Origin of the sequence: Microbacterium paludicola (assembly GCF_039529675.1) — a bacterium.
GTDB lineage: Bacteria > Actinomycetota > Actinomycetes > Actinomycetales > Microbacteriaceae > Microbacterium > Microbacterium paludicola.
On record NZ_BAAANG010000003.1, the window covers coordinates 31239 to 55137 of the forward strand.

Sequence of the window (23899 nt, forward strand, 5' to 3'; positions counted from 1 at the left end):
GATGGACCTCTTCGGGGAGACCCGGGCCGCGTACCGCGACTTCGCGCGCTACGCGGCGGGCGCGTCCGAGACCTTCGCCGACTGGGCGCTCGCCGCAGCGGACGACGATCGGGTGATGGCCTGGCTCGACGAGCTGCCGCCCCTGAAGCGGCAGCCGAACCTCGTCTTCGCCGCCGCGCGCCGTCACGGTGTGCCGGCGCCCGGCCCGTATGACGGCCTGCGCGACGCGCTGCTCGGCGACGACGGCCCGGAGATCCGCGAGACGATCCTCACGCACGCAACGCAGACGAACGAGGCAGGCAGGCTCGGCGCGCTGCTGCCGGCGCTCGCGCTCGCCGCGGGTCAGCGGCCGCTCGCCCTGATCGAGGTCGGCGCGTCGGCGGGACTGTGTCTGCTTCCCGACCGATGGGCGTACCGCTGGCGGACGCCGATGGGCGAGCACATCCTCGGCGCGCCGGGGGAGCCGGAGCTCGCGACCGAGGTCACGGGTCCGGCGCGGCTGCCCCTCGAACGTCCCCAGGTGCTGTGGCGGCGCGGGCTCGATCTCGATCCGATCGATGTGCGCGACGACGAGCAGGTGCGCTGGCTCGAGACGCTCGTGTGGCCCGAGCAGCACGACCGCCTCGCGCGGCTGCGCGCGGGAGTGACGCTCGCCCGGCAGGATCCGCCGCCCGTCGTCCGGGGCGACCTGCGGGCCGACCTCGATGCGCTGATCCGGCAGGCCCACGAGGAGACGGATGGCCGCGCCGCGGTCGTTGTGTTCCACAGCGTTGTGCTGATGTACCTCGACGAGCAGGATCGCCGCGCCTTCGCCGCCGACATGCGCGAGCGCGTCGCGGAAGGGCGCTGCCGCTGGGTCGGCCTGGAGGCATCCGGCGTCATCCCCGGGATGAGCGCTGATGCCCCTCCGGCGCAGCTGCTGCTCGGCATCGACGGCGAGCAGGTCGCGTTCGCCGACCAGCACGGCCGATCGCTTCACTGGCTCCGCTGACGCCTCGCCCGGCGACGCGGTCGTGTGCGCTCGCGCCGCGATCCCGGCATAATGAACCGACGGGTGTGAACGTGCACATCCGCACGCCGCGCGTCAGGCGCAGCGGGTCGGGTCCGGGCGCAGCTGCCGGGGCCAACCGAGCTAGGGGAGCACTCGTGGAACAGGCGTCGGAGCGTACGCGGATGCCGAGCATCCGCGACGTCGCGCGCCTCGCGGGCGTCTCGCACCAGACGGTGTCGCGTGTGCTCAACGATCACCCGAGCATCCGGCCCGAGACCAAGCAGCGCGTGCTCGACGCGATCTCGGTGCTCGACTACCGGCCGAACCTCGCCGCGCGCGCCCTCGTCACCAGTCGCTCCAACGTCATCGGCGTGATGTCGGCGACGATCGGCGAGTTCGGCCCCGCGTCGTCCATCGCCACCATCGAGGAGGCGGCGCGCTCCGAGGGGTACTCCGTCACGACCGTGAACCTGCCCGCGACGACGCCCGAGGCGATCGGGGCGGCCGTGCGCCAGCTCGTGCGCGAGCAGATCGCCGGAATCGTCGTGCTCGCGCCCCAGGTGCGCGTGTTCCATGTACTGCGCGGCATGGCGATCGACGTCCCGTTCGTGAGCCTGCAGACCGCATCGGGCGCGACGGGCGAGAGCCTCGCGGCCGATCAGGTCGAGGGGGCGAGACTCGCCACGGCGCACCTCATCGAGCTCGGCCACCGCGACATCGTGCACCTCGCGGGGCCGCAGGACTGGATCGAGGCCGAGTCGCGCATGCGCGGGTATCTCGACGCGCTTCGCGACGCCGACCTGCCGACGATCGCCCCCATCCGCGGCGACTGGACGGCGGACTTCGGCCATTTCGCGGGCCTCGAGCTCGCCCGCCGCGGCGACTTCACCGCCGTGTTCGCGGCGAACGACCTCATGGCGATCGGCCTGATGCACGGCTTCCGCGACGCCGGTCTCGACGTCCCGGGGCACGTCAGCGTCGTCGGCTTCGACGACATCCCGGTCGCGCCGCATGTCTGGCCGCCGCTGACGACGGTCCACCAGGACTTCCCCGAGCTCGGGCGGCGGGCGGTCGAGCTGCTGCTCGCCGACATCCGGGGCGAGAAGACCCCGACGTTCGGTCTTCTCGAGGCGCGGCTGCTGCGGCGCGCATCCAGCGCCGCCCCCTGGCGCAGCTGACGCGGCTTGACATGCGGCTCGGAGAGATGCACGATGTACTCCGATGTGAACGGTCACAAAACCTCGACGAATGAGGTTCCTCGATGAACGAGGAGAAGGTGTGACCCAGACAGCGAGGTCGAAGTGAGCAATACGGCAGCCTTCCCGGCGGTGTCGCCGCCCATCCTGGAGATGCGCGACATCTCGAAGGAGTTCCCCGGCGTCAAGGCCCTCTCCCACGTGAGCCTCACCGTGCAGTCGGGCGAGATCCACGCGATCTGCGGTGAGAACGGCGCGGGCAAGTCGACCCTGATGAAGGTGCTGTCGGGTGTGTACCCGTACGGCACCTACACCGGCGACATCCTGCTGCGCGGCGAGGAGATGCGCTTCCGCGACATCCGCGCCAGCGAGGCCGCGGGCATCGTGATCATCCACCAGGAGCTCGCGCTGATCCCCGAGCTGTCGATCACCGAGAACATCTTCCTCGGCAACGAGGTGCGCTCGGGTCTCGCGATCGACTGGCGCACCGCGCGGATGCGCGCGACCGAGCTGCTCGCCCGCGTCGGTCTGCGCGACGACCCCGACACGCAGGTGAAGGCGCTCGGCGTCGGCAAGCAGCAGCTCGTCGAGATCGCCAAGGCGCTCAACAAGGACGTCAAGCTGCTGATCCTCGACGAGCCGACCGCCGCCCTCAACGAGGACGACTCGCAGCACCTGCTCGACCTGATCCTGGGGCTCAAGGGCCGCGGCATCTCGTCGATCATCATCAGTCACAAGCTCAACGAGATCGAGCAGATCGCGGACGAGATCACGATCATCCGCGACGGCCGCAAGGTCGAGACGCTCGACATCACCAAGGGCGAGATCAACGAGGACCGGATCATCCGCGGGATGGTCGGCCGCTCGCTCGAGAGCCGGTACCCCGACCGCGAGTCGCACCCCGGCGAGGTCTTCTTCGAGGTGCGCGACTGGGTCGTGCGCCACCCCACGGTCTCCGAGCGCTACGTCGTGAAGGGCTCGAGCCTCAACGTCCGCCGCGGCGAGGTCGTCGGCATCGCGGGCCTGATGGGCGCCGGTCGCACGGAGCTGGCGATGAGCATCTTCGGCCGCTCGTACGGCGAGTACGTGTCGGGAACGATCATCAAGGACGGCCAGGAGATCGAGCTTCCCGACGTGTCGTCGGCGATCCGCCACGGCCTCGCCTACGTCAGCGAGGACCGCAAGGTGCTCGGCCTGAACCTGCTCGACACGATCAAGCGCTCGACCGTCTCGGCCAAGCTCTCCAAGATCTCCCAGCGCGGCGTCGTCGACGAGCGGCTCGAGCACCGCATCGCGGAGGACTACCGCAAGGCCCTGCGGATCAAGACGCCCAGCGTCGGCACGGGCGTCGCGACGCTCTCCGGCGGAAACCAGCAGAAGGTCGTGCTGGCGAAGTGGATGTTCACCGACCCCGACCTGCTGATCCTCGACGAGCCGACCCGCGGCATCGACGTCGGCGCGAAGTACGAGATCTACCAGATCATCAACGATCTCGCCGCGGCGGGGAAGGGCGTGATCGTGATCTCGAGCGAGCTTCCCGAGCTGCTCGGCATCAGCGACCGGATCTACACCGTCTTCGAGGGTCGGATCACCGACTGCCTCGACGCCGCAGACGCGACCCCCGAGGCGCTCATGCGCAGCATGACCTCCCTGAGCCAGAAAGCAATCGCATGACCAGCACCACGCAGACCGAGCACCGCGGCTTCCGCTTCAGCGACATCCGCACGATGTTCGGCGGCAGCCAGTCCGTCTCGCGCCAGTTCGGCATCCTCGGCGCGCTGATCGTCATCATCCTGCTGTTCCAGGTGCTGACGCTGATCTTCCGCGGCACGGGCCTGACGCTCTCCAGCGGCAACCTCATCAACGTCGTCAACCAGTACTCGTACATCCTGATCCTGGCGATCGGCATGGTGATGGTCATCATCATGGGCCACATCGACCTGTCGGTCGGATCGGTCGCGGCGTTCACCGGCATCATCGTCGCCAAGGCGATGGCCGACTGGAACCTCCCCTGGCCGCTCGCGATCCTCCTCGGCCTCGGCGTGGGCGTGCTCGTCGGCGCCTGGCAGGGCTTCTGGGTCGCCTACGTCGGGGTGCCGGCGTTCATCGTGACGCTCGCCGGCATGCTGTTCTTCCGCGGTGCGAACCAGTGGATCGGCGACTCGCAGTCCGTCACTGTGCCGCGTGAGTTCGTCTACATCGGCGCCGGCTACCTGCCGGAGATCGCCATCCCGCTTCCGTTCAACGTGCCCACGATGATCCTGGCTCTGCTCGGCGTCGCGTGGATCGTGTTCAACGAGCTGCGCCTGCGTCGCGTGCAGACCAAGATGGGCGCCGAGAAGGCCCCGCTGTGGGTCAGCGTGACGAAGATGGTGCTGCTCGCGGCCGTCATCCTCGGGGCAGGATGGATGTTCGCCACCGGCCGCGAGGGAACCAGCTTCCCCGTGTCGGGCATCATCCTGCTCGTCCTCGTCATCATCTACTCGTTCCTCACGAACAGCACCGTCTTCGGTCGCCACATCTACGCGGTCGGCGGCAACCGTCAGGCCGCGCGACTGTCGGGCGTCAAGGACCGCTGGGTCGACTTCTTCGTGATGATGAACATGTCGGTCCTGGCCTCGGTCGCCGGCATGATCTACGTCGCCCGCGCGACCGCCTCGGGCCCGCAGGACGGCAACGGCTGGGAGCTCGACGCGATCGCCTCGGTCTTCATCGGCGGCGCGGCGGTCTCGGGCGGCATCGGCACCGTGATCGGCTCGATCATCGGTGGCCTCGTGATGGCGTTCCTCAACAACGGTCTGTCGCTGCTCGGTGTCGACCAGTCGCAGGTGCAGATGATCAAGGGCCTCGTGCTGCTGATCGCCGTCGGCATCGACGTCTGGAACAAGCAGCAGGGCCGGCCGTCGGTCATCGGGTTCCTGATGAACCGACGCAAGGCGATCGCCGACTTCTCCGGCGACATCCAGACTCCCGCCGCGACGACCGCGGCGCGGAAGAAGGAGACCTCGACTCGCAGCTGAGTCGCGATCTCGTTCCCCTCACACAGAACGCACTGTGCACAGAGAAAGAGTTGTGAATCACATGAAGAAGATCGCTCTCACCGCCACGGCGGCGGTCGCGGCGCTCGCGCTGGGCCTGACGGGCTGCTCCTCGGAGCGCGGCGGCACCGGTGGTGCGGCTCCCGGCGAGTCCGAGGCCCCGGCCGGGTTCGAGGAAGGCGCGCGCATCGGCGTCGCGCTGCCCGACAAGACCAGCGAGAACTGGGTGCTCGCGGGTGACCTGTTCACGCAGGGTCTCGAGGACGCCGGCTTCCAGGCCGACGTGCAGTACGCACCGGCCAGCAACACGGTCGCCGAGCAGGCGAACCAGATCCAGGCGATGGTCACCTCGGGTGCCAAGGTCATCGTGATCGGTGCCAAGGACGGCAAGCAGCTCGCCACGCAGGTCGAGGCCGCTCGCGATGCCGGCGCGTACGTGATCGCCTACGACCGCCTCATCGAGAACACCGAGGCCGTCGACTACTACGTCGCGTTCGACAACTTCAAGGTCGGCCAGCTGCAGGGCGAGGCGCTGCTCGAGGGCCTCGAGAAGAACGCCGGTCACGAGGCGCCGTACAACATCGAGCTGTTCTCGGGCTCGCCGGACGACGCCAACTCGGCCGTGTTCTTCAACGGTGCGATGGACGTCCTGCAGCCGAAGATCGACGACGGCACCCTCGTCGTGGGCTCGGGCCAGACCGAGATCGGTCAGACCGCCACGCAGGGCTGGCTCGCCGAGAACGCGCAGGAGCGCATGGACGGCATCCTGACGTCGACCTACAGCGACAAGGAGCTCGACGGCGTGCTGTCGCCCAACGACACGCTCGCCCGCGCCATCCTGACCTCGGTCGAGCAGGCCGGCAAGAAGCAGCCGGTCGTCACCGGTCAGGACTCCGAGGTCGAGTCGGTGAAGTGGATCATGGAGGACAGGCAGTACTCCACGATCAACAAGGACACCGCGCTCCTCGTCGACCAGACCATCAAGATGATCGGTCAGCTCCAGAAGGGCGAGGAGGTCGACGTCAACGACACCGAGCAGTACGACAACGGCGTGAAGGTCGTCCCGGCGTACCTGCTCGACCCGGTGATCGTGACGAAGGAGAACGCGGAAGAGGCCTACGCCAACGTCCCGAGCCTCCTCGAGATCGTCCAGTCCTACTGAGAAGTCCCCGGATCCTCCCCGCGCGGAGTTCCGTCACGCGAGGGCCGTCGGAAGTTCATCCGGCGGCCCTCGCCCGTGTCGGAGGTGGCTTCTAGGGTCGGGGCATGGGCTACTCGCCGGACTTCCTGGATGCCGACCTGCCGCTTCCCACCGTGCCCGCCGAGGCGCAGGGCACGGCCGTGCCGCTCGACTACACGCACTTCACGGTGATCCTCGATCGGGATCGCCGGCTCGCGCGGCTGACCGCCGTCAACATCGACGGGGCGGCGCTGGTCGACGTGCCGCGTGGTGACGACTGGCGCCTGGATGAGCGGATCCCGGCTGAGTGGCAGGCGGGGCCCGAGGTCTACTCGCGCAACGACCTCGACCGCGGCCACCTCGTGCGACGCCGTGACCCCGTGTGGGGTGAGGATGCTCGGCAGGCGAACAGCGACACGTTCCACTACACGAACGCCGCGCCGCAGGCGTCCGGCTTCAACCAGTCGGAGGAGCTGTGGGTCGGTCTCGAGGATCACGTGCTCGAGTACGCGGATGCGCATGACCAGCGCATCTCCGTCTTCACGGCGCCCGTGCTCGGTGCCGACGACCTGCCGTACCGGGGCATCCTGGTTCCCCTGCGCTTCTTCAAGATCGCGGCCTGGGTGCGATACGGCGAGCTGCGTGCCGCCGGCTTCGTGCTCGATCAGTCGCCCGTGATCGACGTCGACGAGATCGAGCAGGGGGTCGCCGCGGAGGTCCCCGACCTCGGTCCGTTCCGCACGTTCCAGGTGCCGGTGGCCGACATCGCCGAGCTCACCGGCCTGGGTCTCGACCCGCTCGTCGCGGCCGACGTGCTGCCGTCGGCGGTGCGGGCCGAGCCGTGGCGCGAGCTCACCGCGGCGGGGGACATCCGGCTCTGACGCCGGCCGGTCGTCGGAGGCCGCGCTCAGTCGTCGGAGGCGTGGGGCGGGTGATGCGCATGAGCCTCAGCCGACGTCATCCGCACCGTCGACCCGACGACCGAGCCGTGGATCCGACGACTGAGCTCACCGCGGCTCGAGGCGGATCGCGCCGTCGAGGCGGATCGTCTCGCCGTTCAGCATCGGGTTCTCGACGATGTGCTCCGCGAGCGCGGCGTACTCGTCCGGGCGGCCGAGGCGTGCGGGATGCGGGGTCTTGGTGGCGAGCGACTCCTGCGCCTGCGGCGGCAGGCCGGCCATCATCGGCGTCTCGAACAGCCCAGGGGCGATCGTGACGACGCGGATGAGGCTGGAGGCGAGTTCGCGGGCAGCTGGGAGGGTGAAGCCCGCGACGCCCGCCTTCGACGCGCTGTACGCGATCTGGCCGATCTGGCCCTCGAAGGCCGCGACCGACGCGGTGTTGATGATCACGCCGCGCTCGCCGTCGACGGGTTCGGTCTGCGCGATCGCGGCCGCGGCCTGCGCGGCGACGTTGACGGTGCCGCCCAGGTTGATCGTCACGACGCGCAGGAAGGTCTCGAGGGGGAGGGGCCCATCGCGGCCGAGGAGTTTGCCGGGCGTGGCGACGCCGGCGCAGTTCACGACGATGCGCAAGGGGCCGTCGGCCGATGCCGCGGCGACGGCGGCGCGCACATCCTCGACCTGCGTCACATCGCAGGGGACGAAGGTGGCGGCGTCGCCGATCTCGGCGGCGGTCTCCTCGCCGCGGGAGCCGGGGAGGTCGAGAAGGAAGACGCGCGCTCCTCGTGCCGCGAGCCGCGCGGCGGTGGCGCGCCCGAGCCCGGACGCCCCTCCTGTGACGACGGCGTGGGATCCCGTGATGCGCATGCTCAGCAGTCTGTCCCCTTCTCGCCCCTCGGGCGAGGCCCCTGGGGCGAGGCGCCTGCCGGTCGTTGAGCGAGCGAAGCGAGTCGAAACGGTTGTGCTGTTCGCGGACGCTGTCGTGGGGGTTCCGCTGCGGCGGGGGTACGTCGGCGAAGTTGGGGCCCGGTTCGCAGGCTCACCCCTACTTCGCCGCCGAACCCCTCGCCTCCGCTGCGCCGAGGGCGGTTCGCACCACCCGGTCGTTGAGCGAGCGGAGCGAGTCGAAACGGGTTGAGCGAGCGGAGCGAGCGCCGCACTGAGCGAGCGAAGCGAGTCGAAGTGTCGAAACCGCCCCGGGCTCACCCGTGGGGCTGAGTGCCACGGCCTGTTGCCTCGTCCACAGCCCTCCCCGAGCCGGTCGTTTCTCCACAATCGAAACCACCGGGGATCAGGCGTTTCCGCGACGGTGGAATGTCGGTGGCCCCTGTCAGACTTGCCTCATGACCTCACCAGCGTTCGCCCCGGATCCGTGGATCGCCACGGCGGAGGAGAACGCGCGCGCATCGGTTCTGGTGGATGAGTACGTGGAGTTGGAGCAGCAGATCGCCCGCGCGCGGGCCGAGCAGGCGCAGGTGCTGGTCGGGTTGGCGGAGGTCGCTGCGGCGCAGGCTCGTCGGAGTGGGTCGGAGTCGGAGTACGACTTCGCCACCCGCTCCATGGCCGCCGAACTCGGTGCCGCCACCCGCATTCCGGATGGGACGATCCGCACCCGGATGGCCGAGGCCCTCACCCTCGTCGTCGAGTTCCCCACCACCTTCGCCGCATTGCAGGCCGGGCGGATCAGCGAGCCCCACGCGAAGGCGATCGTCGCCGCCGGAGAACGCCTCGATGATGATTCCCGCGCGGAGTACGAGGGCATCGTCGTCCCCCGGGCCGAGCAGATGACCGCGGGCCAGCTGCGGTCTCTCGTCCGGTCCGTGGCGGAGCGGATCGATCCGGTGCCGCTGGCGGTGCGGCAGGAGGAGGCGATGGCACAGCGCGGGGCGTGGGTGAGCCCGCTGGAGAACGGGATGGGAGAGTTCCGATACGTCGGGCCCGCCGTGACGGTCTATGCGATGCATGACCGGGTCACGCAGATGGCGGTGAAGAACAAGGCCGTCGCCCGCGCCGCCGGCACCGGCGACACCCGCACCTTGGATCACCACCGTGCGGACGTGCTCACCGACCTCGTCCTGACGGGCACCCCCACCGCCGGTGACGGCCTGGACGCGATCCGCGCCACCGTGCAGGTGACGATCCCCGTCGACACGGTCACCGGGATCGGGGATGAGGCGGCGTTCCTCACTGGATACGGGCCGATCGACCCCGACACCGCCCGTCGCCTGGCCGGCAACGCGACCTTGTGGGTGCGGTTGTGGGAGAACAAGGACACCGGCGCCCTCGACACCGTCGACGCCTACACCCCCACCGCCGCGCAACGCCGGTTCCTGGTAGCGCGGGACGAGCACTGCCGGTTCCCCGGATGCCGGCAACCCGCCAGGCGCTGCGACATCGACCACACCACCCCCTACTCGAGGGGCGGTCCCACCGCGGTGACCAACACCGCCCACCTCTGCGAAGCCCACCACCGCCTGAAGCACCACTCCCCATGGGGAATGCGGCAGGGACCCGACGGACTCACCGAATACATCAGCCCGCTCGGACGCGTCTACGCCTACAAACCGACCCCGATGGTCAGGTTCGAAGCCGAAGCCGAGATCCTCATGCCCGACCTGCACCTCAGCGACGACCCACCACCCTTCTGATCAGCGGGGTTAGTGCGTTGGTGCCGTTTGCGGGGTGCGGCGTTTCGACACTTCGACTCGCTCCGCTCGCTCAACGACTGGGGACGGTGAACCGCCCGCGGGCCAGCGGAGGCAGGGGGGGCGGCGGAAAACTAGGGGTGAGCCTGCGAACCGGGCCCCAAGTTTGCCGACGGCCCCCTGCCGCAGCGGAACCCACCACCGCACCGGTCCCACAGGCGGTCTGAGGCGACCGACAGCCCGCGACCTCGCAGTAGCGTGGCGGCATGAGCGACGACATCGCGGAGATCTGGTCGGCGGCGGCGGACGACTGGAGCACCTACTGGGCGGCATCCGCGCGGCCCGTGTGGCCGGCGCTCCTCAGCGGCGCCGCCGTGGCGCCGGGCGCGCGCGTGCTCGACGTCGGATGCGGCAGCGGCCAACTGCTCGCGCACCTCACGTCCGAGGGATTCGTGGTGGCGGGCGCGGATCCGGCGCCGCGGATGGTGGAACTCGCTCGCGAGCACGCCCCCGGCGCGGACGTGCGCCTCGGCGGGTTCGAGGCGCTGCCGTTTCCCGACGGCGCCTTCGACGCCGTGCTCGCGGTCAACTCGCTCCAGTTCGCAGAAGACCACGTGGCGGCCCTCCATGAGGCGGCACGCGTCCTCGCACCGGGCGGCGCGATCGGCATCGCGAGCTGGGCGGAGACCTCCCGTAACGACATCGAGACGGTCGAGGACGCCCTCGCCGCCGCCCACGACGAGGAACCCGGCGAGGACCCGGACTACCGGCTTCCCGGCGGACTCGAGGCCTGGCTCACCGACGCCGGGCTCCACGTCGTCGCGGCAGGAATCGTCGACGTCACGTGGGAGGCGCCGGATGACGGCGCGCTCGTCCGCGGCATCCTGTTCGGCGAGGACGACGCGACGATCGAGGAGTTCGCGCGCGTCGTGCGGGAGGCGTCCGCCCCGTTCCGCACCTCAGCGGGCGGCTACCGCTTCGCCAACGCCTTCCGTTTCGCCGTCGGCCGGCCGTAGGCCTCGCTGGGCGGGGCGTCCGCCCAGCCGAGACCCCATACGCTGGAAGGGATATGGCGCATCTTCTGGGGGCCGAGGCCCTTCACCTCGAGTACCCGACCAAGGTCGTCTTCGACTCCATCTCGCTGGGCGTGAACGAGGGCGACCGGATCGGCATCGTCGGCCGCAACGGCGACGGCAAGTCGAGCCTGCTGGCGATGCTCGCCGGGCGACGCGAGCCCGACGCGGGGCGCGTGACGGTGCGCGGCGGCGTCACGATCGGCGTCCTCGACCAGGCCGACACGCTGCCCGATGACGTCACCATCGGCCAGGCGGTCGTGGGAGACATCCCCGAGCACGTCTGGGCGGGCGACCCCAAGGTGCGCGACGTGATCGCCGGCCTGCTCGGCGACCTCCCGTGGGACGCGCTGCTCGGCACGCTCTCCGGCGGCCAGCGCCGCCGCGTCGCCCTGGCGGCCCTGCTCGCCGGCGACTGGGACATCCTCGCCCTCGACGAACCCACCAACCACCTCGACGTCGAGGCGATCGCATGGCTCGCCGACCACCTGAAGAAGCGGTGGGCGCCGAACGCCGGCGGCCTGCTGACCGTGACCCACGACCGCTGGTTCCTCGATGAGGTCTGCACCGCGACCTGGGAGGTCCACGACCGCATCGTCGAGCCCTTCGAGGGCGGTTACGCGGCGTACATCCTGCAGCGCGTCGAGCGAGACCGGCAGGCGGCCGCGATCGAGCAGCGCCGCCAGAACCTCGCCCGCAAGGAGCTCGCGTGGCTGCGCCGCGGCGCCCCCGCCCGCACGTCGAAGCCGAAGTTCCGGATCGACGCCGCCAACCAGCTGATCGAGGACGTCCCCGAGATCCGCGACAAGACCGAGCTGCAGTCGCTCGCGGTCTCGCGCCTGGGCAAGGACGTCGTCGACCTGCTGGACGTCTCGGTCGCGTACGGCGACAAGCAGGTGCTGCGCGACGTCGAGTGGCGCCTCGCCCCGGGCGAGCGCACCGGCATCCTGGGCGTGAACGGTGCGGGCAAGTCGACGCTGCTGAGCCTGATCGCCGGCACCGTCGACCCGACGGAGGGGCGCGTCAAGCGCGGCAAGACGGTGAAGGTCGCGACCCTCACGCAGCGCCTCGACGAGCTCGAGGAGCACCTCGCCGAACCGGTGCGCGTCGTCATCAGCCGCCTCCGCACCACGTACACCTTCGGCTCGGGATCGCAGGCCGCCGAGCTCAGCCCCGGGCAGCTCCTCGAGCGCATGGGCTTCTCGAGTGCCCAGCTGTCGACGCCCGTCAAGGACCTCTCGGGCGGGCAGAAGCGTCGCCTGCAGCTGCTGCTCATCCTGCTCGACCAGCCGAACGTGCTGATCCTGGATGAGCCGACCAACGACCTCGACACCGACATGCTCGCGGCGATGGAGGACCTGCTCGACTCGTGGCCGGGAACCCTGATCGTCGTCAGCCACGACCGGTACTTCCTCGAGCGCGTCACGGATCAGCAGTACGCGATCCTCGGCGGGCGCCTGCGCCACCTGCCGGGCGGCGTCGACGAGTACCTGCGCCTGCGCCAGCTCGAGCAGTCGTCGTCCGGGAAGCCCGCGGAGTCCGCGGCCGCCACGCCCAGCGGACTGGGCGGAGCGGAACTCCGTGCCGCGCAGAAGGAGGTCACGGCGCTCGAGCGCAGGATCGCCAAGCTCACCGAGCAGGCGGGAGCCGCCCGCGCCGCCCTGGCGGACCACGACCAGTCCGACTACGCCGGCCTCGCGCGCGAGATGGAGGCGATCGCCGCCCTGGAGGACGAGATCGCCGCGGCCGAGGAGCGCTGGTTCGAGCTCACCGAGGAGATCGGCTGACGCCGGTCCAGGCGGGTTCGCCGCTCACGCCTCGGGAGCCGTGTCGAACCCGAGGCTCAGACGGCGCAGCAGCGTCGCGAGGCGCTCGCGCTCGGAGCCCGACAGGCGATCGAGCAGCTCGGCCTCGGCATCCATGAGGCGCGTGATCGCGGCGTCGACGCGCACGCGCCCGTCCTCCGTGAGGGTCACCAGCACGCTGCGACCGTCGTCCGGATCCGCCTCACGATGCACGAAGCGTCGCCCGACGAGGCGGTCGATCCGGTTCGTCATCGTGCCGCTCGAGACCAGCGTCTGCTGCAGCAGCTGCTTGGGGCTCAGCTGATACGGATGGCCTGCGCGCCGCAGGGCAGAGAGCACGTCCCATTCCCACGGCTCGATGTCCGTGCGACGGAAGGCATCCCGCCGGGCGCGGTCGAGGTGACGTGAGAGCCGGTCGACGCGCGAGAGCACCTCCATGGGCGAGAAGTCGAGATCGGGGCGCTGCTGCGCCCACGCGCCGACGATGCGGTCGACCTCGTCCGTCTCGGATGCCATCCGCTCAGTGTATTGACACGTGGGGTCTGGACACGGGACGTTCACCCTGCGCGCCTGCCATCGCCGCCGGGCGGCCCCTACGCTGAGCGCACGGAGGACCCATGAGCACACGACGCAGCCCGTTGCCCGCGCTGCTGGCGGCCGTCGTGGTGTGCGCCGCGATCGCCGTACCCGCCCTGGTTGCCGAGGGCACCAGGCCGCAGCCGGCGGCGGAGCCGCTGTTCCCCACGGAGGTGTCGGCATACTCCTGGTGGACCGCCGCCCTCGCGCCGGGCGAGGTGCCGGCCGCGAGCGCGATCTACCAGAACGGCATCGGCGTCGAGTTCCTCGACCTGCCGCAGGCGATCGCGCTCGGCGCCGACGGCAGCACCTACCGCCGGCTGTCGGTGGCCGAGCGGCGGTCCGCGCGCGCAGATCAGGGAGATCCGGCGCGGTCACTGCTCTCCGACGACGGAACGTTCGCCCTGGTCGCGGGCCCGGGCGGCCGCGGCGACGTGCTGGCCGTGACGCTCGCCGACGGATCCGAACGGTCATTCGACATCGGCGAGGGCCGCCACGCGATGCCGACGAGCATCGCCGGGGACACGGTGCTGCTGCTCACCGACGACAAGGAGATCAGCCGCTACACCGACGCCGAGTTCCGCCTGCACGTCGGCCTCTCGATCCTCGACCTCGCATCGGGGGAGATCACCGCGCTCGAGCAGGTGCGGGACGTCAACAGCGCCGCGCTCTCGCCGGACGGCTCGCGCATCGTCGCGCGGACCGGCAACGGGCTGATGCTCCTCGACGCGGATGGGAGCGTCCTCGCGGAGGGGATCGGCGACGGGCAGTGGTACATCGACGGGGACGCGTGGGCCCCGGACGGCGCGCGGTTCGCGGCGACCGACGTCGGCGAGGTGCACGTCGTCGACGTCGCGGGAGTCGTGCCCACGGTCGTCAGCCATCCCGTCGACCCGCAGTACTCCTCGGCGATCGGATGGCGCGACGCCGGCACGGTCCTGGTGGCGGGAGGCGACGGCAGCGGCGACAACGTCACGCGCTTCGCCTGGGTCGACGTCGCCACCGGCGCGCAGGAGGTGTTCTCGACCTATCGTCCCGATTTCACGGGAGCGGCGATGGGAAGCATCGACGTCGCCCGCGACCTCGTCGCCGCCTGGCGCGTGGAGCCCGTCGCGCAGGCGGATCGCGGCGGCACACCGCTGTGGCTCGCGGTCGTCGCGGCGGCGCTCGCCGCGGGCGTCGTCTGGCTGCTCACACCCCGGCGACGTCCGCCGATCGCGGAGGCGCTCGCCGAGCAGGTGCCGTCGGCCCCCACGGACACGCCCGAGCCCGCGAGCCGCGGGTGGCAGACTTGATCCGCGGCCCCGTCATCCGACGTCGGCCGCGGTCCGCCATGGTGTAACGGCAGCACGACAGCCTTTGGAGCTGTGAGGACCAGGTTCGAATCCTGGTGGCGGAGCATGAGCGACAACACGGACCTCGCGATCATCATCCTCGCCGCCGGGCAGGGCACCAGGATGCGCTCCGCGCTGCCGAAGGTGCTGCACCCGATCGGCGGACGCACCCTGCTCGGCCACGTGCTTCACACCGCGCAGCAGCTTCCCGCGTCGGTCGTGCGCGTCGTCGTGCGGCACGAGCGCGACCGGATCGTGCAGGCGCTCGAGGACATCCCCGGCGTCGAGGTCGTCGACCAGGACGAGGTCCCGGGCACCGGTCGGGCCGTGCAGCTCGCGGTCGACGGCCTCCCCGCCGACTTCGACGGCGACGTCCTCGTCCTCAGCGGCGACGTGCCGCTGCTCGAGACCGACACCCTCGCATCCCTGCTCGAGGAGCACCGCGCGGCCGCTGTCGAGGCGACGCTGCTGAGCGCCACCCTCGACGACCCCACCGGCTACGGCCGCGTGATCCGGGATGCCGACGGCTCGGTCGCCCGCATCGTGGAGGACAAGGACGCGAGCGACGACGAGGCAGCGGTCGCCGAGATCAACGCCGGCGTCTACGTCTTCCGCGCCGCATCCCTGCGCGAGAGCCTCGCCCGCGTCGGCACCGCCAACGCGCAGGGCGAGGTCTACCTCACCGACGTCGTGCGCCTGCTGCGGGAGAGTGGCCGTCAGGTCGCCGCGCGCGCCGCCGCCGATGCGCGCATCGCGCTCGGCGTGAACGACCGCGTGCAGCTCGCCGAGGCCGCGGCCATCCTGAACGCGCGCATCGTCCGCCGCTGGCAGCGCGAGGGCGTGACCGTCCAGGATCCGGCGACCACCTGGATCGACGACACCGCGACGCTCGCGCAGGACGTGACGATCCTCCCGAACACGCACATCCTCGGCGCCACCACCATCGCCGAGGGGGCCACGGTCGGCCCCGACACCTCCCTGCTCGACTGCGAGGTGGGGGAGGGTGCCAGCGTCCGCCGGACCGACGCGACCCTGGCAGTGATCGGCGCGGGCGCCACCGTGGGACCCTTCGCGTATCTGCGTGCGGGCGCCGAGCTCGCCGCGGGCGCCAAGGTCGGCACGTACGTCGAGGTGAAGAACTCGCAGATCGGCGAGGGGTCGAAGGTGCCGCACCTGTCGTACGTGGGCGACACCACGATCGGCCGCGGCGTCAACCTCGGCGCCGGCGCGATCACCGCCAACTACGACGACATCACCAAGCACCGCACCGAGATCGGCGATGAGGTGCACACCGGGTCCCATAACGTCTTCGTCGCGCCCGTTAGGATTGGAGCCGGTGCGAAGACCGGCGCCGGGGCCGTCATCCGCAAGGACGTCCCCGCCGGAGCTCTCGCCCTGAGTGTCGCCCCTCAGCGGAACGTCGAGGGGTGGGTGGACAAGAACCGAGCGGGCACCGCAGCGGCCGAGGCCGCGGAGCGCGCCCGAAGCGCAGAGAAGGCGGCCGATGGCGCGCAAGAGCAGGACGACCACTGACGACGAGCGGCAGAAGGGCATCGCGCCCGGGATCGTCGCCAAGACCAAGAAGCGCCTCGTCGTGGTCTCGGGAGGTTCGCACCCGGAGCTCGCGCACGCGATCGCCGCTCAGCTCGGCATCGAGCTCGCCCCGACCGAGCGGCGCACGTTCGCATCCGGCGAGATCTACGCGAGGTTCGAGACGTCGATGCGCGGCGCAGACGTCTTCCTCGTGCAGACGTTCGGCAGCCCCGTCAACGAGTGGCTCATGGAGATGCTCATCATGCTCGACGCGCTCAAGCGCGCGTCGGCGAAGCGCATCACCGTCGTCGCCCCGTACTACCCGTACTCGCGCCAGGACAAGAAGGGCCGCGGCCGCGAGCCGATCTCGGCCCGCCTCGTCACCGACCTGATCGCGACGGCCGGCGCCGACCGCATCATGAGCGTCGACCTCCACGCCGCGCAGATCCAGGGCTTCTTCGACGGCCCCGTCGACCACCTGTTCGCCAAGCCGATCCTCGCGCGCTACTTCGAGGAGTCGCTGCAGGGCGAGGACCGCGAGACGCTGACCGTGGTGTCGCCCGACATGGGCCGCGTCCGCGTCGCCGACACCTGGGCGGACGAGTTCGGCGCGCCGCTCGCGATCATCCACAAGCGGCGCGATCCCAAGGTCGCCAACCAGGTCACCGTCCACGACATCGTCGGCGAGGTCGAGGGCCGCACCTGCCTGCTCGTCGACGACATGATCGACACAGGCGGCACGATCGTGAAGGCCGCCCAGGCCCTGAAGGCGAACGGCGCCCGCAAGGTCATCGTCGCCGCAACCCACGCGATCTTCAGCCACCCCGCCGCCGAGCGCCTGCAGGACGACGCGATCGACGAGGTCGTCGTCACCGACACCGTCCCCCTCGAGGAGGCCCGCCGCTTCGATAAGCTCACGGTCCTCTCCGCCGCGCCGCTGCTTGGCCGCGCGATCAAGGAGGTCTTCGACGACGGATCCGTCACGAGCATGTTCGACGGGGCTGCTTAGTTTTTTGCGTCTCGCACGCTCGCGCCGACGCTCCGCGCCGGACACTCGCGAACGAGGGCGCTGTCGCTTCGCTCCATCGCCGGCAGCGCTTCGCGCTGCGGGCCCCATCCGGGGCACGCTCGCTTCGCTCGCACGGGGCCCGACTCGCGGCTTGAGCCGACGCTTGGCGCCGCGGGTCAGGCGGGGTCGCGGGGCTTCGCCGGGAGGCTGACCTCGAAGGTCGTGTCGCCCGGGGCGCTCCTGACGGTGATCGTGCCGTGGTGCGCCTCGACGATCGCCTTCACGATCGCCATGCCGAGGCCGGTTCCGCCCGTCGCACGGGCGCGCGATCGGTCGCCGCGGGCGAAGCGCGTGAACAGCTCGGCCTGCAGCGCAGGGTCGATGCCGGGGCCGTCGTCGTGCACCTTCACCACGCCGCGGGTCGCGCTGCCGGTTCCCTCGTGGCCGACGGACACCGTGACGGTGGTTCCCGCCGGGGTGTGGGTGCGGGCGTTGGCGAGCAGGTTCAGGATCACCTGGTTCAGGCGGGCGGCGTCACCCGCGACGATCACCGGATCCTCGTCCACGTCCATGCGCCAGATGTGGTCGGGGCCCGTCACCCGCTGATCCGCGACCGATTCGAGCACGAGCTGGGTGAGATCCACCGCCCCGTAGACGAGCTCCTGCCCTTCGTCGAGCCGGGCAAGCAGAAGCAGGTCCTCCACGAGGCCCGTCATCCGGATCGACTGCGCCTGGATGCGCTCGAGCGACTGCCCGGTCGTCTCGGTCAGCGACGGATCCCGGAGCGACAGCTCGGAGTACCCGCGGATCGAGGCGAGGGGAGTGCGCAGCTCGTGACTCGCGTCGGCGACGAACCGGCGCATCCGCTCCTCGTTGCGCTGACGCGCATGCAGGGACGCGTCCACGTGGTCGAGAAGGGTGTTGAGCGCGGCGCCCACCCGCCCGGTCTCGGTGCGCGGATCCGCCTGCTCGACGGGAACGCGCTCCTCGATCGAGACGACGCCCTGATCGAGGGGCTGCCGCGCCACGCGCTGCGCGGTCTCGGCGACCGCGCGAAGCGGCTTGAGCCCCTGGCGGATCACCAGCGTCGTCGCGGCACCGAGGACGAACAGGCCAGCCGCCGTGGTGAACGTGATGATCGTGAGCATCTGGCCGATCGTCGACCGCACATCCGTCGTCGACTGACCCATGATCGCGTAGCCGCCCAGGATCTCGCCGTGGAGCACCCGGAACTCGCCGAGCCGGGGCACAGTGAGCGTCGACACCGCCGCGACGGTCGCGGGAAGGTCCTGCTCGGGCATCGTGCGTTCTCCGAGCGAGAGACCGCGCAACTGCGATTCGGAGAGTGACTGGATCGTGTGATGGGCGTCGACGACCGCCCCGCTGCGGACCCCGCCCCGCGTCTCGAACACCAGGATCGTGCCCGGCGGCATCTGGGCCTCGGCGAGCGAGCCGGCCGGATCGATCGCCGGCGAGTGGGCGAGCCACTCCTGCGACTCGGCCACCATGTTGCGCACCTGCTCGGTGAGCCTGTCCTCGAGCGAGCTGTTCAGCATCACGCTCGTGATGGCGGCGACGACGATGAAGATCAGCGACACGAGGCCGAACACGGTGAGCATCAGCCGCGCCTGAAGCGACACCGCGTGCCGGGGAGGCCGGCCCTGCGGTGCGTCCCGCTCGCCCGTGCCGTCTGAGCTCACTGCGGAGCCTTGATCATGTAGCCGACGCCGCGCACGGTGTGGATGAGGGGCTCGCGGCCCGCGTCGATCTTCTTGCGCAGGTACGAGATGTAGAGCTCGACGACGCTCGAGCGGCCGCCGAAGTCGTAGCTCCAGACGCGATCGAGGATCTGCGCCTTCGACACGACCTTGCGCTCGTTGCGCATCAGGAAGCGCAGCAGCTCGAACTCGGTGGCCGTCAGCTCGATCTCGGTGCCGTCGCGCTCGACCTCGTGGCTGTCCTCGTTGAGGCTCAGATCGCCGACGCGCAGGATCGGCTCGTCGTCGGCCGCGTGCGCGGTGCCCGAGCGGCGCATCAGCGCGCGCAGACGCGCGACGACCTCCTCCAGGCTGAACGGCTTCGTGACGTAGTCGTCGCCGCCGGCCGTGAGGCCCGCGACGCGGTCTGCCACGGCGTCCTTCGCGGTGAGGAACAGCACGGGCACGTCGTCGCCGCTCTGGCGCAGGCGCTGCAGCACGCTCATCCCGTCGAGGTCGGGCATCATGATGTCCAGCACCAGGGCGTCGGGGCGGAACTCCTTCGCCGCCTGCAGCGCCTCGAACCCGCTCTCGGCCGTGCGCACCTCCCAGCCCTCCATCTTCAGGGCCATCGACAGCAGATCGGTCAGCATCTGCTCGTCGTCGACGACGAGCACCCGCACGGGCGAGCCGTCGGAACGCAGCAGGGCAGGGGAGTGGTGCGTGCTCATGGACTCAATTGTGGGCGAGAACCTATGAGGTTTCTATGGAGCCGACTATGCGTGGGATGTGAGCCTCGCGCGCACAGGGCGCCGCGATGTCGGTGGCCCGGCCTATCGTTCGTGCCATGGCCAACGATGACATCAACGCCGCCCTCGGCGGCGTCGTGATCCGTCCCGGCGATCCCGATTGGGACGCCGCACGCCGATTCCACTCCGGGATCGGCGAACCCGCCCTCGTGATCCGGGCCGCCTCCGTCGACAACGTCCGCTCCGCCGTCAGGTACGCCGCGGCCGAGGGGGTCGAGGTCCTTGTCCGCAGCGGCGGGCACAGCGCCTGGGGCTCCGTGCCCGGCGGCCTCACCCTCGATCTCGCCGCCCTCGCCGACGTCGCCGTGGAGGGCACGCGGGTGAGCATCGGCGGCGGCGCGCACTGGGGCGCGGTCGCCGCGGTGCTCGCATCGCACGGTCTCGGCATCAGCTCGGGCGACACGACGTCGGTCGGCGTGGGCGGCCTCACGCTCGGCGGCGGCATCGGGCTTATGGTGCGTGCGTGGGGGCTGGCGTGCGATCAGCTCGTCGGCGTCCAGCTCGTGACGGCCGAGGGCGACGTCGTCGAGGCGACCGACGCCACGCATCCCGAGTTGATGTGGGCGCTGCGGGGCGGGGGCGGCAACTTCGGCGTCGTGACGAGGTTCGACTTCGAGGCGCACCCGCTGCGCGCCGTCTTCGCGGCGGAGCTCGGCTTCGAGGGAGACGCGCGGCAGGTGCTGCGGGCGCTGCGGGACATCATGACCGACGCCCCGCGCGAGCTCACGGTGACGTACATGGACGTCCCGCCGATGGATCCGAGTGCTCCTCCCGGATCCTCGATCGGCGCGGTCTGGGCGGGGGATGGCGAGACCCGCGCGCGCGAGGCGCTCGCGCCCCTGCTCGCCGTACCGGGCGTCGTGGAGCGCGATCTGGGGGTGCGCCCGTATCCCGACGTGCTGCTCGAGCAGCCGGAGTTCGACCCCGAGACGCCGATGCCCGGCTTCGTCGGCGGCAACACCCTGCTCCGGGTGCTCGACGACGCCGCGATCGAGCGGCTGGTGGCCTTCCGCGAGTCGAACCCCGCATCGGTGCTCTTCCTGCGCTCGCTGGGTGGGGCGTACGGCGACGTCCCGCAGGAGAAGTCGGCGTTCCCCGCGCGCGACGCGACCTGGTTCGCGATGGCCGGGGCGTTCGACGTGCCGGGGATGCTCGATGCCGCCGCCCGGACGCGCGCGCTCGGCGACTGGAACGAGATCGAGTCGCTCGGCGGTGGCGTCTACGGCAACTTCACGACGTCCACCGAGCCGGGCTGGGCGGAGCGGATGTACCCGCGGGTGACGATGGCGCGCCTCGCGGCCGTCAAGCGCGAGTGGGACCCGCAGAACGTCTTCCGCCGCAACCACAACGTGCTGCCGGCCTGAGCGCCAGACAGAGGCGGCGAGAGCGCGCCCGGAGGCCGGCGCCTCACAGCGGATCCATACGTCGCGCCCGGCCCGGTCATGAACCGCATTCCTAGCCTCGAGAACATCCGAGGCCGCACCCGAAGACGGGTGCGGCCTCGATGTCCGTCTCAGACGAGGATCGTCAGTGGGTGTCCTCGGCCTCGATCTCGGTGCGGTCGCCCGACCACAGCGTGTGGAACGTGCCCGGCTTGTCGATGCGCTTGTAGGTGTGCGCGCCGAAGAAGTCGCGCTGGCCCTGGACGAGGGCGGCGGGCAGGCGCTCGGCGCGGATGCCGTCGTAGTACGCAAGCGACGACGAGAACGCCGGCGAGGGGATGCCCGCCTGCGTGGCGGCGATCACCACGCGGCGCCACGCCGCCTGGCCGCGCGTGAGCGCGTCGGCGAAGTACGGGGCGGCCATCAGCAGCGGAAGCTCGGGGGTCTCCGCGTAGGCGTCGGCGATGCGGTTGAGGAACTGCGCGCGGATGATGCAGCCGGCACGCCAGATCTTCGACACGGCGCCGAGGTCGATGTTCCAGCCGTACTCGGCGGCACCGGCGCGGATCTCGTCGAAGCCCTGCGAGTAGGCGACGATCTTTGAGGCGAACAGCGCCTGACGCACGTCCTCGATGAACGCGTCGGCGTCGGCGACCTCGAAGACCTCATCCGGACCGGGAAGCGCGGAGGCGGCCTCGCGCTGCTCGGGGTGCGAGGACAGCGAGCGCGCGAAGGTCGCCTCGGCGATGCCCGACACCGGCACGCCGAGCGAGAGGGCCGTCTGGACGGTCCACGCGCCGGTGCCCTTGGCGCCTGCCTGGTCGAGGATGACGTCGACGAGCGGCTTGCCGGTCTCGGCGTCGTCCTGACGCAGCACCTCGGCCGTGATCTCGATGAGGTACGACTCGAGCTCGCCGGTGTTCCACTCGGCGAAGACATCGGCGATCTCGGCGGGCGTCTTGCCCGTGCCGCGGCGGATCAGGTCGTACGCCTCGGCGATGAGCTGCATGTCGGCGTACTCGATGCCGTTGTGCACCATCTTGACGAAGTGGCCGGCGCCGTCGGTGCCGATGTGCGTGACACAGGGCTCGCCCTCGGCCACGGCGGCGATCGACTTCAGGATCGGGCCGAGCGTGACCCACGACTCCTCGGGGCCGCCGGGCATGATCGAGGGGCCGTTGAGGGCGCCCTCCTCGCCGCCGGAGATGCCGGCGCCGACGAAGTTGATGCCGGTCTCGCGCACCGCCTTCTCGCGACGGATGGTGTCGGTGAACAGCGCGTTGCCGCCGTCGACGATGATGTCGCCCGGTTCGAAGACCTCGGTGAGGGCCTGGATGACGGCGTCGGTGCCCGCGCCGGCCTTGACCATGATGATCGCGGTGCGCGGCTTCGCAAGCGACGCCGCGAACTCCTCGTACGAGTAGGCCGGGACGAACTCGGCCTCGGGGTGCTCCGCGAGGAGCTCGTCGGTCTTCGAACGGCTGCGGTTGAACACGGCGACCGTGTTCCCCTCGCGGCTCGCCAGGTTGCGGGCGAGGTTCGAGCCCATCACCGCGAGGCCCACGACCCCGATGTTGGCGACGGCGGATGTGGTGGAAGCGTCGGTCACGCGATCTCCTTGCACACGGATCACTGGGGCGATCACTGGGGTTTGGGGCGGGACGCGCGTGCGGTCCCGTCGCGTCCAGGCTAGTGCGCCCCGGCCTCACTTGAGACCGTGTGTGACGGTGAGGGGATCAGTCCTTGCGGTAGCCCGAGCGCCCGAGTGAGAAGAACGCGCCGGCGATGAGGACGGCGGCGACGATGGACATTGCCGCGATGATGCCGGCGAGGAGGTGCGAGGGATCGATCACGTCACAACGGTAACCGTTCGTCGGGTACGATGGAAAACGACCTCGGCGAGGGCGAGCCGCGTACGCGCGTGCTCAGCCGTTATCGACGCGGGTGGGCCTCGTGGCTCTCCCCATGCGTTGCGCAGTGACTGCCGGACGCCTGGGTCGAGACATCCCACAGACCATCGCGCGGATCATCCTGTTTCGCGCGTCCACGAGGAGATACCACCATGTCGGAGCAGAAGACGCTCGCAGCCGAGGTGCGCACCCAGTTCGGCAAGGGCTTCGCCCGCCGCCTGCGCGCCGCCCACCAGATCCCCGCCGTCCTGTACGGCCACGGCACCGAGCCCGTGCACCTGGCCCTGCCGGGTCACGAGACGCTGCTGCTCGTCCGTTACGCGAACCCGATCGTCGAGCTGAAGTTCGAGGGCACCACGCAGCTGGCGCTCGTCAAGGACGTGCAGCGCGACCCGGTGCGCCAGGTCATCGAGCACGTCGACCTCGTCGTCCTGCGCAAGGGCGAGAAGGTCACGGTCGACGTCCCGGTCCAGGTCGAGGGCGAGACCTTCGCCGGCACGATCGCGAACCTCGAAGCCAACACGCTGTCGATCGAGGTCGAGGCGATCAGCATCCCCGAGCACCTCGTCGTGAACGTCGAGGGTCTGGAGGACGGCGCGCACGTCACGGCCGGTCAGGTCGAGCTCCCCGCCGGCGCCACGCTCGTCGCCGACCCGGAGACGCTCGTCGTCGCCGTCTCGACGCCGCAGCTCGACACCACGTCGGACGCCGAGGGTGAGACCGAGGGCGACGCCGCTGAGGCCCCCGAGGCCGGCGAGGCCGAGTCGGCCGAGTAATCGGATACCTGTCGAAGAGGGGGCGCGAGAGATCGCGTCCCCT

19 protein-coding genes and 1 tRNA gene are annotated in these 23899 nt (G+C 70.6%); 15 read left to right on the plus strand and 5 right to left on the minus strand.

Going from position 1 to position 23899, the window contains the following annotated elements; genetic code table 11:
* Position 1 precedes the first annotated feature (1 nt).
* The 6 genes from ABD161_RS02905 (at position 2) to ABD161_RS02930 (ending at position 7286) form a co-directional block, all read left to right on the plus strand.
* Positions 2-991, plus strand: a complete 990-nt coding sequence (locus tag ABD161_RS02905; protein WP_343999523.1) for a DUF2332 domain-containing protein — start codon at positions 2-4, stop codon at positions 989-991.
* Positions 992-1173: 182 nt separating this feature from the next.
* Positions 1174-2169 (plus strand): LacI family DNA-binding transcriptional regulator, encoded by a 996-nt coding sequence (locus ABD161_RS02910; RefSeq protein WP_343999525.1) that lies wholly within the window; start codon positions 1174-1176, stop codon positions 2167-2169.
* Positions 2170-2340: 171 nt separating this feature from the next.
* Complete coding sequence (gene mmsA / locus ABD161_RS02915; RefSeq protein ID WP_344000084.1) at positions 2341-3861, plus strand: multiple monosaccharide ABC transporter ATP-binding protein; 1521 nt, start codon at positions 2341-2343, stop codon at positions 3859-3861.
* Positions 3858-5207, plus strand: a complete 1350-nt coding sequence (mmsB, locus tag ABD161_RS02920) for a multiple monosaccharide ABC transporter permease (protein ID WP_343999527.1) — start codon at positions 3858-3860, stop codon at positions 5205-5207. The genes mmsA and mmsB overlap by 4 nt, the downstream gene beginning before the upstream one ends.
* A 61-nt stretch (positions 5208-5268) precedes the next feature.
* Positions 5269-6387 (plus strand): substrate-binding domain-containing protein, encoded by a 1119-nt coding sequence (locus ABD161_RS02925; protein ID WP_343999529.1) that lies wholly within the window; start codon positions 5269-5271, stop codon positions 6385-6387.
* 104 nt (positions 6388-6491) lie between these two features.
* On the plus strand, positions 6492-7286 hold the full coding sequence (locus tag ABD161_RS02930) for a DNA/RNA non-specific endonuclease (protein ID WP_343999531.1): 795 nt from the start codon (positions 6492-6494) through the stop codon (positions 7284-7286).
* A 126-nt stretch (positions 7287-7412) separates the two neighbouring features.
* On the opposite strand, the gene ABD161_RS02935 is transcribed toward ABD161_RS02930, so the two are convergent.
* Positions 7413-8174 carry an SDR family NAD(P)-dependent oxidoreductase gene (locus ABD161_RS02935; protein WP_343999533.1) on the minus strand — a complete coding sequence of 254 codons (762 nt, stop codon included), beginning with the start codon at positions 8172-8174 and terminating at the stop codon, positions 7413-7415.
* A gap of 476 nt (positions 8175-8650) precedes the next feature.
* On the opposite strand from ABD161_RS02935, the gene ABD161_RS02940 reads away from it, so the two are divergent.
* From ABD161_RS02940 to ABD161_RS02950, 3 genes are all read left to right on the plus strand, one after another.
* A complete protein-coding gene (locus ABD161_RS02940) occupies positions 8651-9955 on the plus strand; it encodes an HNH endonuclease signature motif containing protein (RefSeq protein WP_343999535.1) in 1305 nt (434 codons plus the stop codon).
* Between the two features lie 263 nt (positions 9956-10218).
* Positions 10219-10968, plus strand: coding sequence for a class I SAM-dependent methyltransferase (locus ABD161_RS02945; protein WP_343999536.1), 750 nt, complete (start codon positions 10219-10221; stop codon positions 10966-10968).
* A 53-nt stretch (positions 10969-11021) separates the two neighbouring features.
* On the plus strand, positions 11022-12812 hold the full coding sequence (locus tag ABD161_RS02950) for an ABC-F family ATP-binding cassette domain-containing protein (protein ID WP_343999538.1): 1791 nt from the start codon (positions 11022-11024) through the stop codon (positions 12810-12812).
* A 24-nt stretch (positions 12813-12836) separates the two neighbouring features.
* Here ABD161_RS02950 and ABD161_RS02955 read toward each other — a convergent pair whose 3' ends face one another.
* Entirely contained in the window at positions 12837-13346 is a 510-nt protein-coding gene (locus tag ABD161_RS02955) for a MarR family winged helix-turn-helix transcriptional regulator (protein WP_343999540.1), read from the minus strand.
* Positions 13347-13447: 101 nt separating this feature from the next.
* Here ABD161_RS02955 and ABD161_RS02960 point away from each other — a divergent pair, with 101 nt between their 5' ends.
* The 4 genes from ABD161_RS02960 to ABD161_RS02975 all read left to right on the plus strand — a co-directional run bounded on the left by ABD161_RS02960 (position 13448) and on the right by ABD161_RS02975 (position 17282).
* Complete coding sequence (locus tag ABD161_RS02960) at positions 13448-14701, plus strand: TolB-like translocation protein (protein ID WP_343999542.1); 1254 nt, start codon at positions 13448-13450, stop codon at positions 14699-14701.
* A gap of 32 nt (positions 14702-14733) precedes the next feature.
* Positions 14734-14805, plus strand: a tRNA-Gln gene (locus ABD161_RS02965).
* Between the two features lies 1 nt (position 14806).
* Positions 14807-16273: a bifunctional UDP-N-acetylglucosamine diphosphorylase/glucosamine-1-phosphate N-acetyltransferase GlmU gene (gene glmU, locus ABD161_RS02970; RefSeq protein WP_343999545.1), complete on the plus strand. Its 1467-nt coding sequence runs from the start codon at positions 14807-14809 to the stop codon at positions 16271-16273.
* Positions 16245-17282 carry a ribose-phosphate diphosphokinase gene (locus tag ABD161_RS02975; RefSeq protein WP_343999547.1) on the plus strand — a complete coding sequence of 346 codons (1038 nt, stop codon included), beginning with the start codon at positions 16245-16247 and terminating at the stop codon, positions 17280-17282. The genes glmU and ABD161_RS02975 overlap by 29 nt, the downstream gene beginning before the upstream one ends.
* 176 nt (positions 17283-17458) lie before the next feature.
* Here ABD161_RS02975 and ABD161_RS02980 read toward each other — a convergent pair whose 3' ends face one another.
* Together ABD161_RS02980 and ABD161_RS02985 are read right to left on the minus strand one after the other, a co-directional pair.
* Complete coding sequence (locus tag ABD161_RS02980) at positions 17459-18901, minus strand: sensor histidine kinase (RefSeq protein ID WP_425560776.1); 1443 nt, start codon at positions 18899-18901, stop codon at positions 17459-17461.
* A 77-nt stretch (positions 18902-18978) separates the two neighbouring features.
* Positions 18979-19710 carry a response regulator transcription factor gene (locus ABD161_RS02985; RefSeq protein WP_343999552.1) on the minus strand — a complete coding sequence of 244 codons (732 nt, stop codon included), beginning with the start codon at positions 19708-19710 and terminating at the stop codon, positions 18979-18981.
* Positions 19711-19826: 116 nt separating this feature from the next.
* Here ABD161_RS02985 and ABD161_RS02990 point away from each other — a divergent pair, with 116 nt between their 5' ends.
* Entirely contained in the window at positions 19827-21152 is a 1326-nt protein-coding gene (locus ABD161_RS02990) for an FAD-binding oxidoreductase (RefSeq protein WP_343999554.1), read from the plus strand.
* Positions 21153-21315: 163 nt separating this feature from the next.
* Here the strand turns inward: ABD161_RS02990 and gndA are convergent, their stop codons facing one another.
* The gene (gene gndA / locus ABD161_RS02995; protein WP_425560777.1) at positions 21316-22719 is read right to left on the minus strand and encodes an NADP-dependent phosphogluconate dehydrogenase; all 1404 of its coding nucleotides are present in this window, start codon (positions 22717-22719) and stop codon (positions 21316-21318) included.
* A gap of 513 nt (positions 22720-23232) precedes the next feature.
* On the opposite strand from gndA, the gene ABD161_RS03000 reads away from it, so the two are divergent.
* Positions 23233-23856, plus strand: coding sequence for a 50S ribosomal protein L25/general stress protein Ctc (locus ABD161_RS03000; RefSeq protein ID WP_343999557.1), 624 nt, complete (start codon positions 23233-23235; stop codon positions 23854-23856).
* Positions 23857-23899 lie beyond the last annotated feature (43 nt).

Excerpts from the sequence above, each read along its gene's own strand:
- ABD161_RS02940 (WP_343999535.1), top strand. The coding sequence starts at position 8,651 with ATGACCTCACCAGCGTTCGCCCCGGATCCGTGGATCGCCACGGCGGAG.
- mmsA (WP_344000084.1), top strand. The coding sequence starts at position 2,341 with ATGCGCGACATCTCGAAGGAGTTCCCCGGCGTCAAGGCCCTCTCCCAC.
- ABD161_RS02960 (WP_343999542.1), top strand. The coding sequence starts at position 13,448 with ATGAGCACACGACGCAGCCCGTTGCCCGCGCTGCTGGCGGCCGTCGTG.
- mmsB (WP_343999527.1), top strand. The coding sequence starts at position 3,858 with ATGACCAGCACCACGCAGACCGAGCACCGCGGCTTCCGCTTCAGCGAC.
- ABD161_RS02985 (WP_343999552.1), bottom strand. The coding sequence starts at position 19,710 with ATGAGCACGCACCACTCCCCTGCCCTGCTGCGTTCCGACGGCTCGCCC.
- glmU (WP_343999545.1), top strand. The coding sequence starts at position 14,807 with ATGAGCGACAACACGGACCTCGCGATCATCATCCTCGCCGCCGGGCAG.
- ABD161_RS02935 (WP_343999533.1), bottom strand. The coding sequence starts at position 8,174 with ATGCGCATCACGGGATCCCACGCCGTCGTCACAGGAGGGGCGTCCGGG.
- ABD161_RS02910 (WP_343999525.1), top strand. The coding sequence starts at position 1,174 with ATGCCGAGCATCCGCGACGTCGCGCGCCTCGCGGGCGTCTCGCACCAG.
- ABD161_RS02945 (WP_343999536.1), top strand. The coding sequence starts at position 10,219 with ATGAGCGACGACATCGCGGAGATCTGGTCGGCGGCGGCGGACGACTGG.
- ABD161_RS02990 (WP_343999554.1), top strand. The coding sequence starts at position 19,827 with ATGGCCAACGATGACATCAACGCCGCCCTCGGCGGCGTCGTGATCCGT.
- ABD161_RS03000 (WP_343999557.1), top strand. The coding sequence starts at position 23,233 with ATGTCGGAGCAGAAGACGCTCGCAGCCGAGGTGCGCACCCAGTTCGGC.
- ABD161_RS02975 (WP_343999547.1), top strand. The coding sequence starts at position 16,245 with ATGGCGCGCAAGAGCAGGACGACCACTGACGACGAGCGGCAGAAGGGC.
- gndA (WP_425560777.1), bottom strand. The coding sequence starts at position 22,719 with ATGGGCTCGAACCTCGCCCGCAACCTGGCGAGCCGCGAGGGGAACACG.
- ABD161_RS02980 (WP_425560776.1), bottom strand. The coding sequence starts at position 18,901 with ATGCTCACCGTGTTCGGCCTCGTGTCGCTGATCTTCATCGTCGTCGCC.
- ABD161_RS02930 (WP_343999531.1), top strand. The coding sequence starts at position 6,492 with ATGGGCTACTCGCCGGACTTCCTGGATGCCGACCTGCCGCTTCCCACC.
- ABD161_RS02955 (WP_343999540.1), bottom strand. The coding sequence starts at position 13,346 with ATGGCATCCGAGACGGACGAGGTCGACCGCATCGTCGGCGCGTGGGCG.
- ABD161_RS02950 (WP_343999538.1), top strand. The coding sequence starts at position 11,022 with ATGGCGCATCTTCTGGGGGCCGAGGCCCTTCACCTCGAGTACCCGACC.
- ABD161_RS02905 (WP_343999523.1), top strand. The coding sequence starts at position 2 with ATGGACCTCTTCGGGGAGACCCGGGCCGCGTACCGCGACTTCGCGCGC.
- ABD161_RS02925 (WP_343999529.1), top strand. The coding sequence starts at position 5,269 with ATGAAGAAGATCGCTCTCACCGCCACGGCGGCGGTCGCGGCGCTCGCG.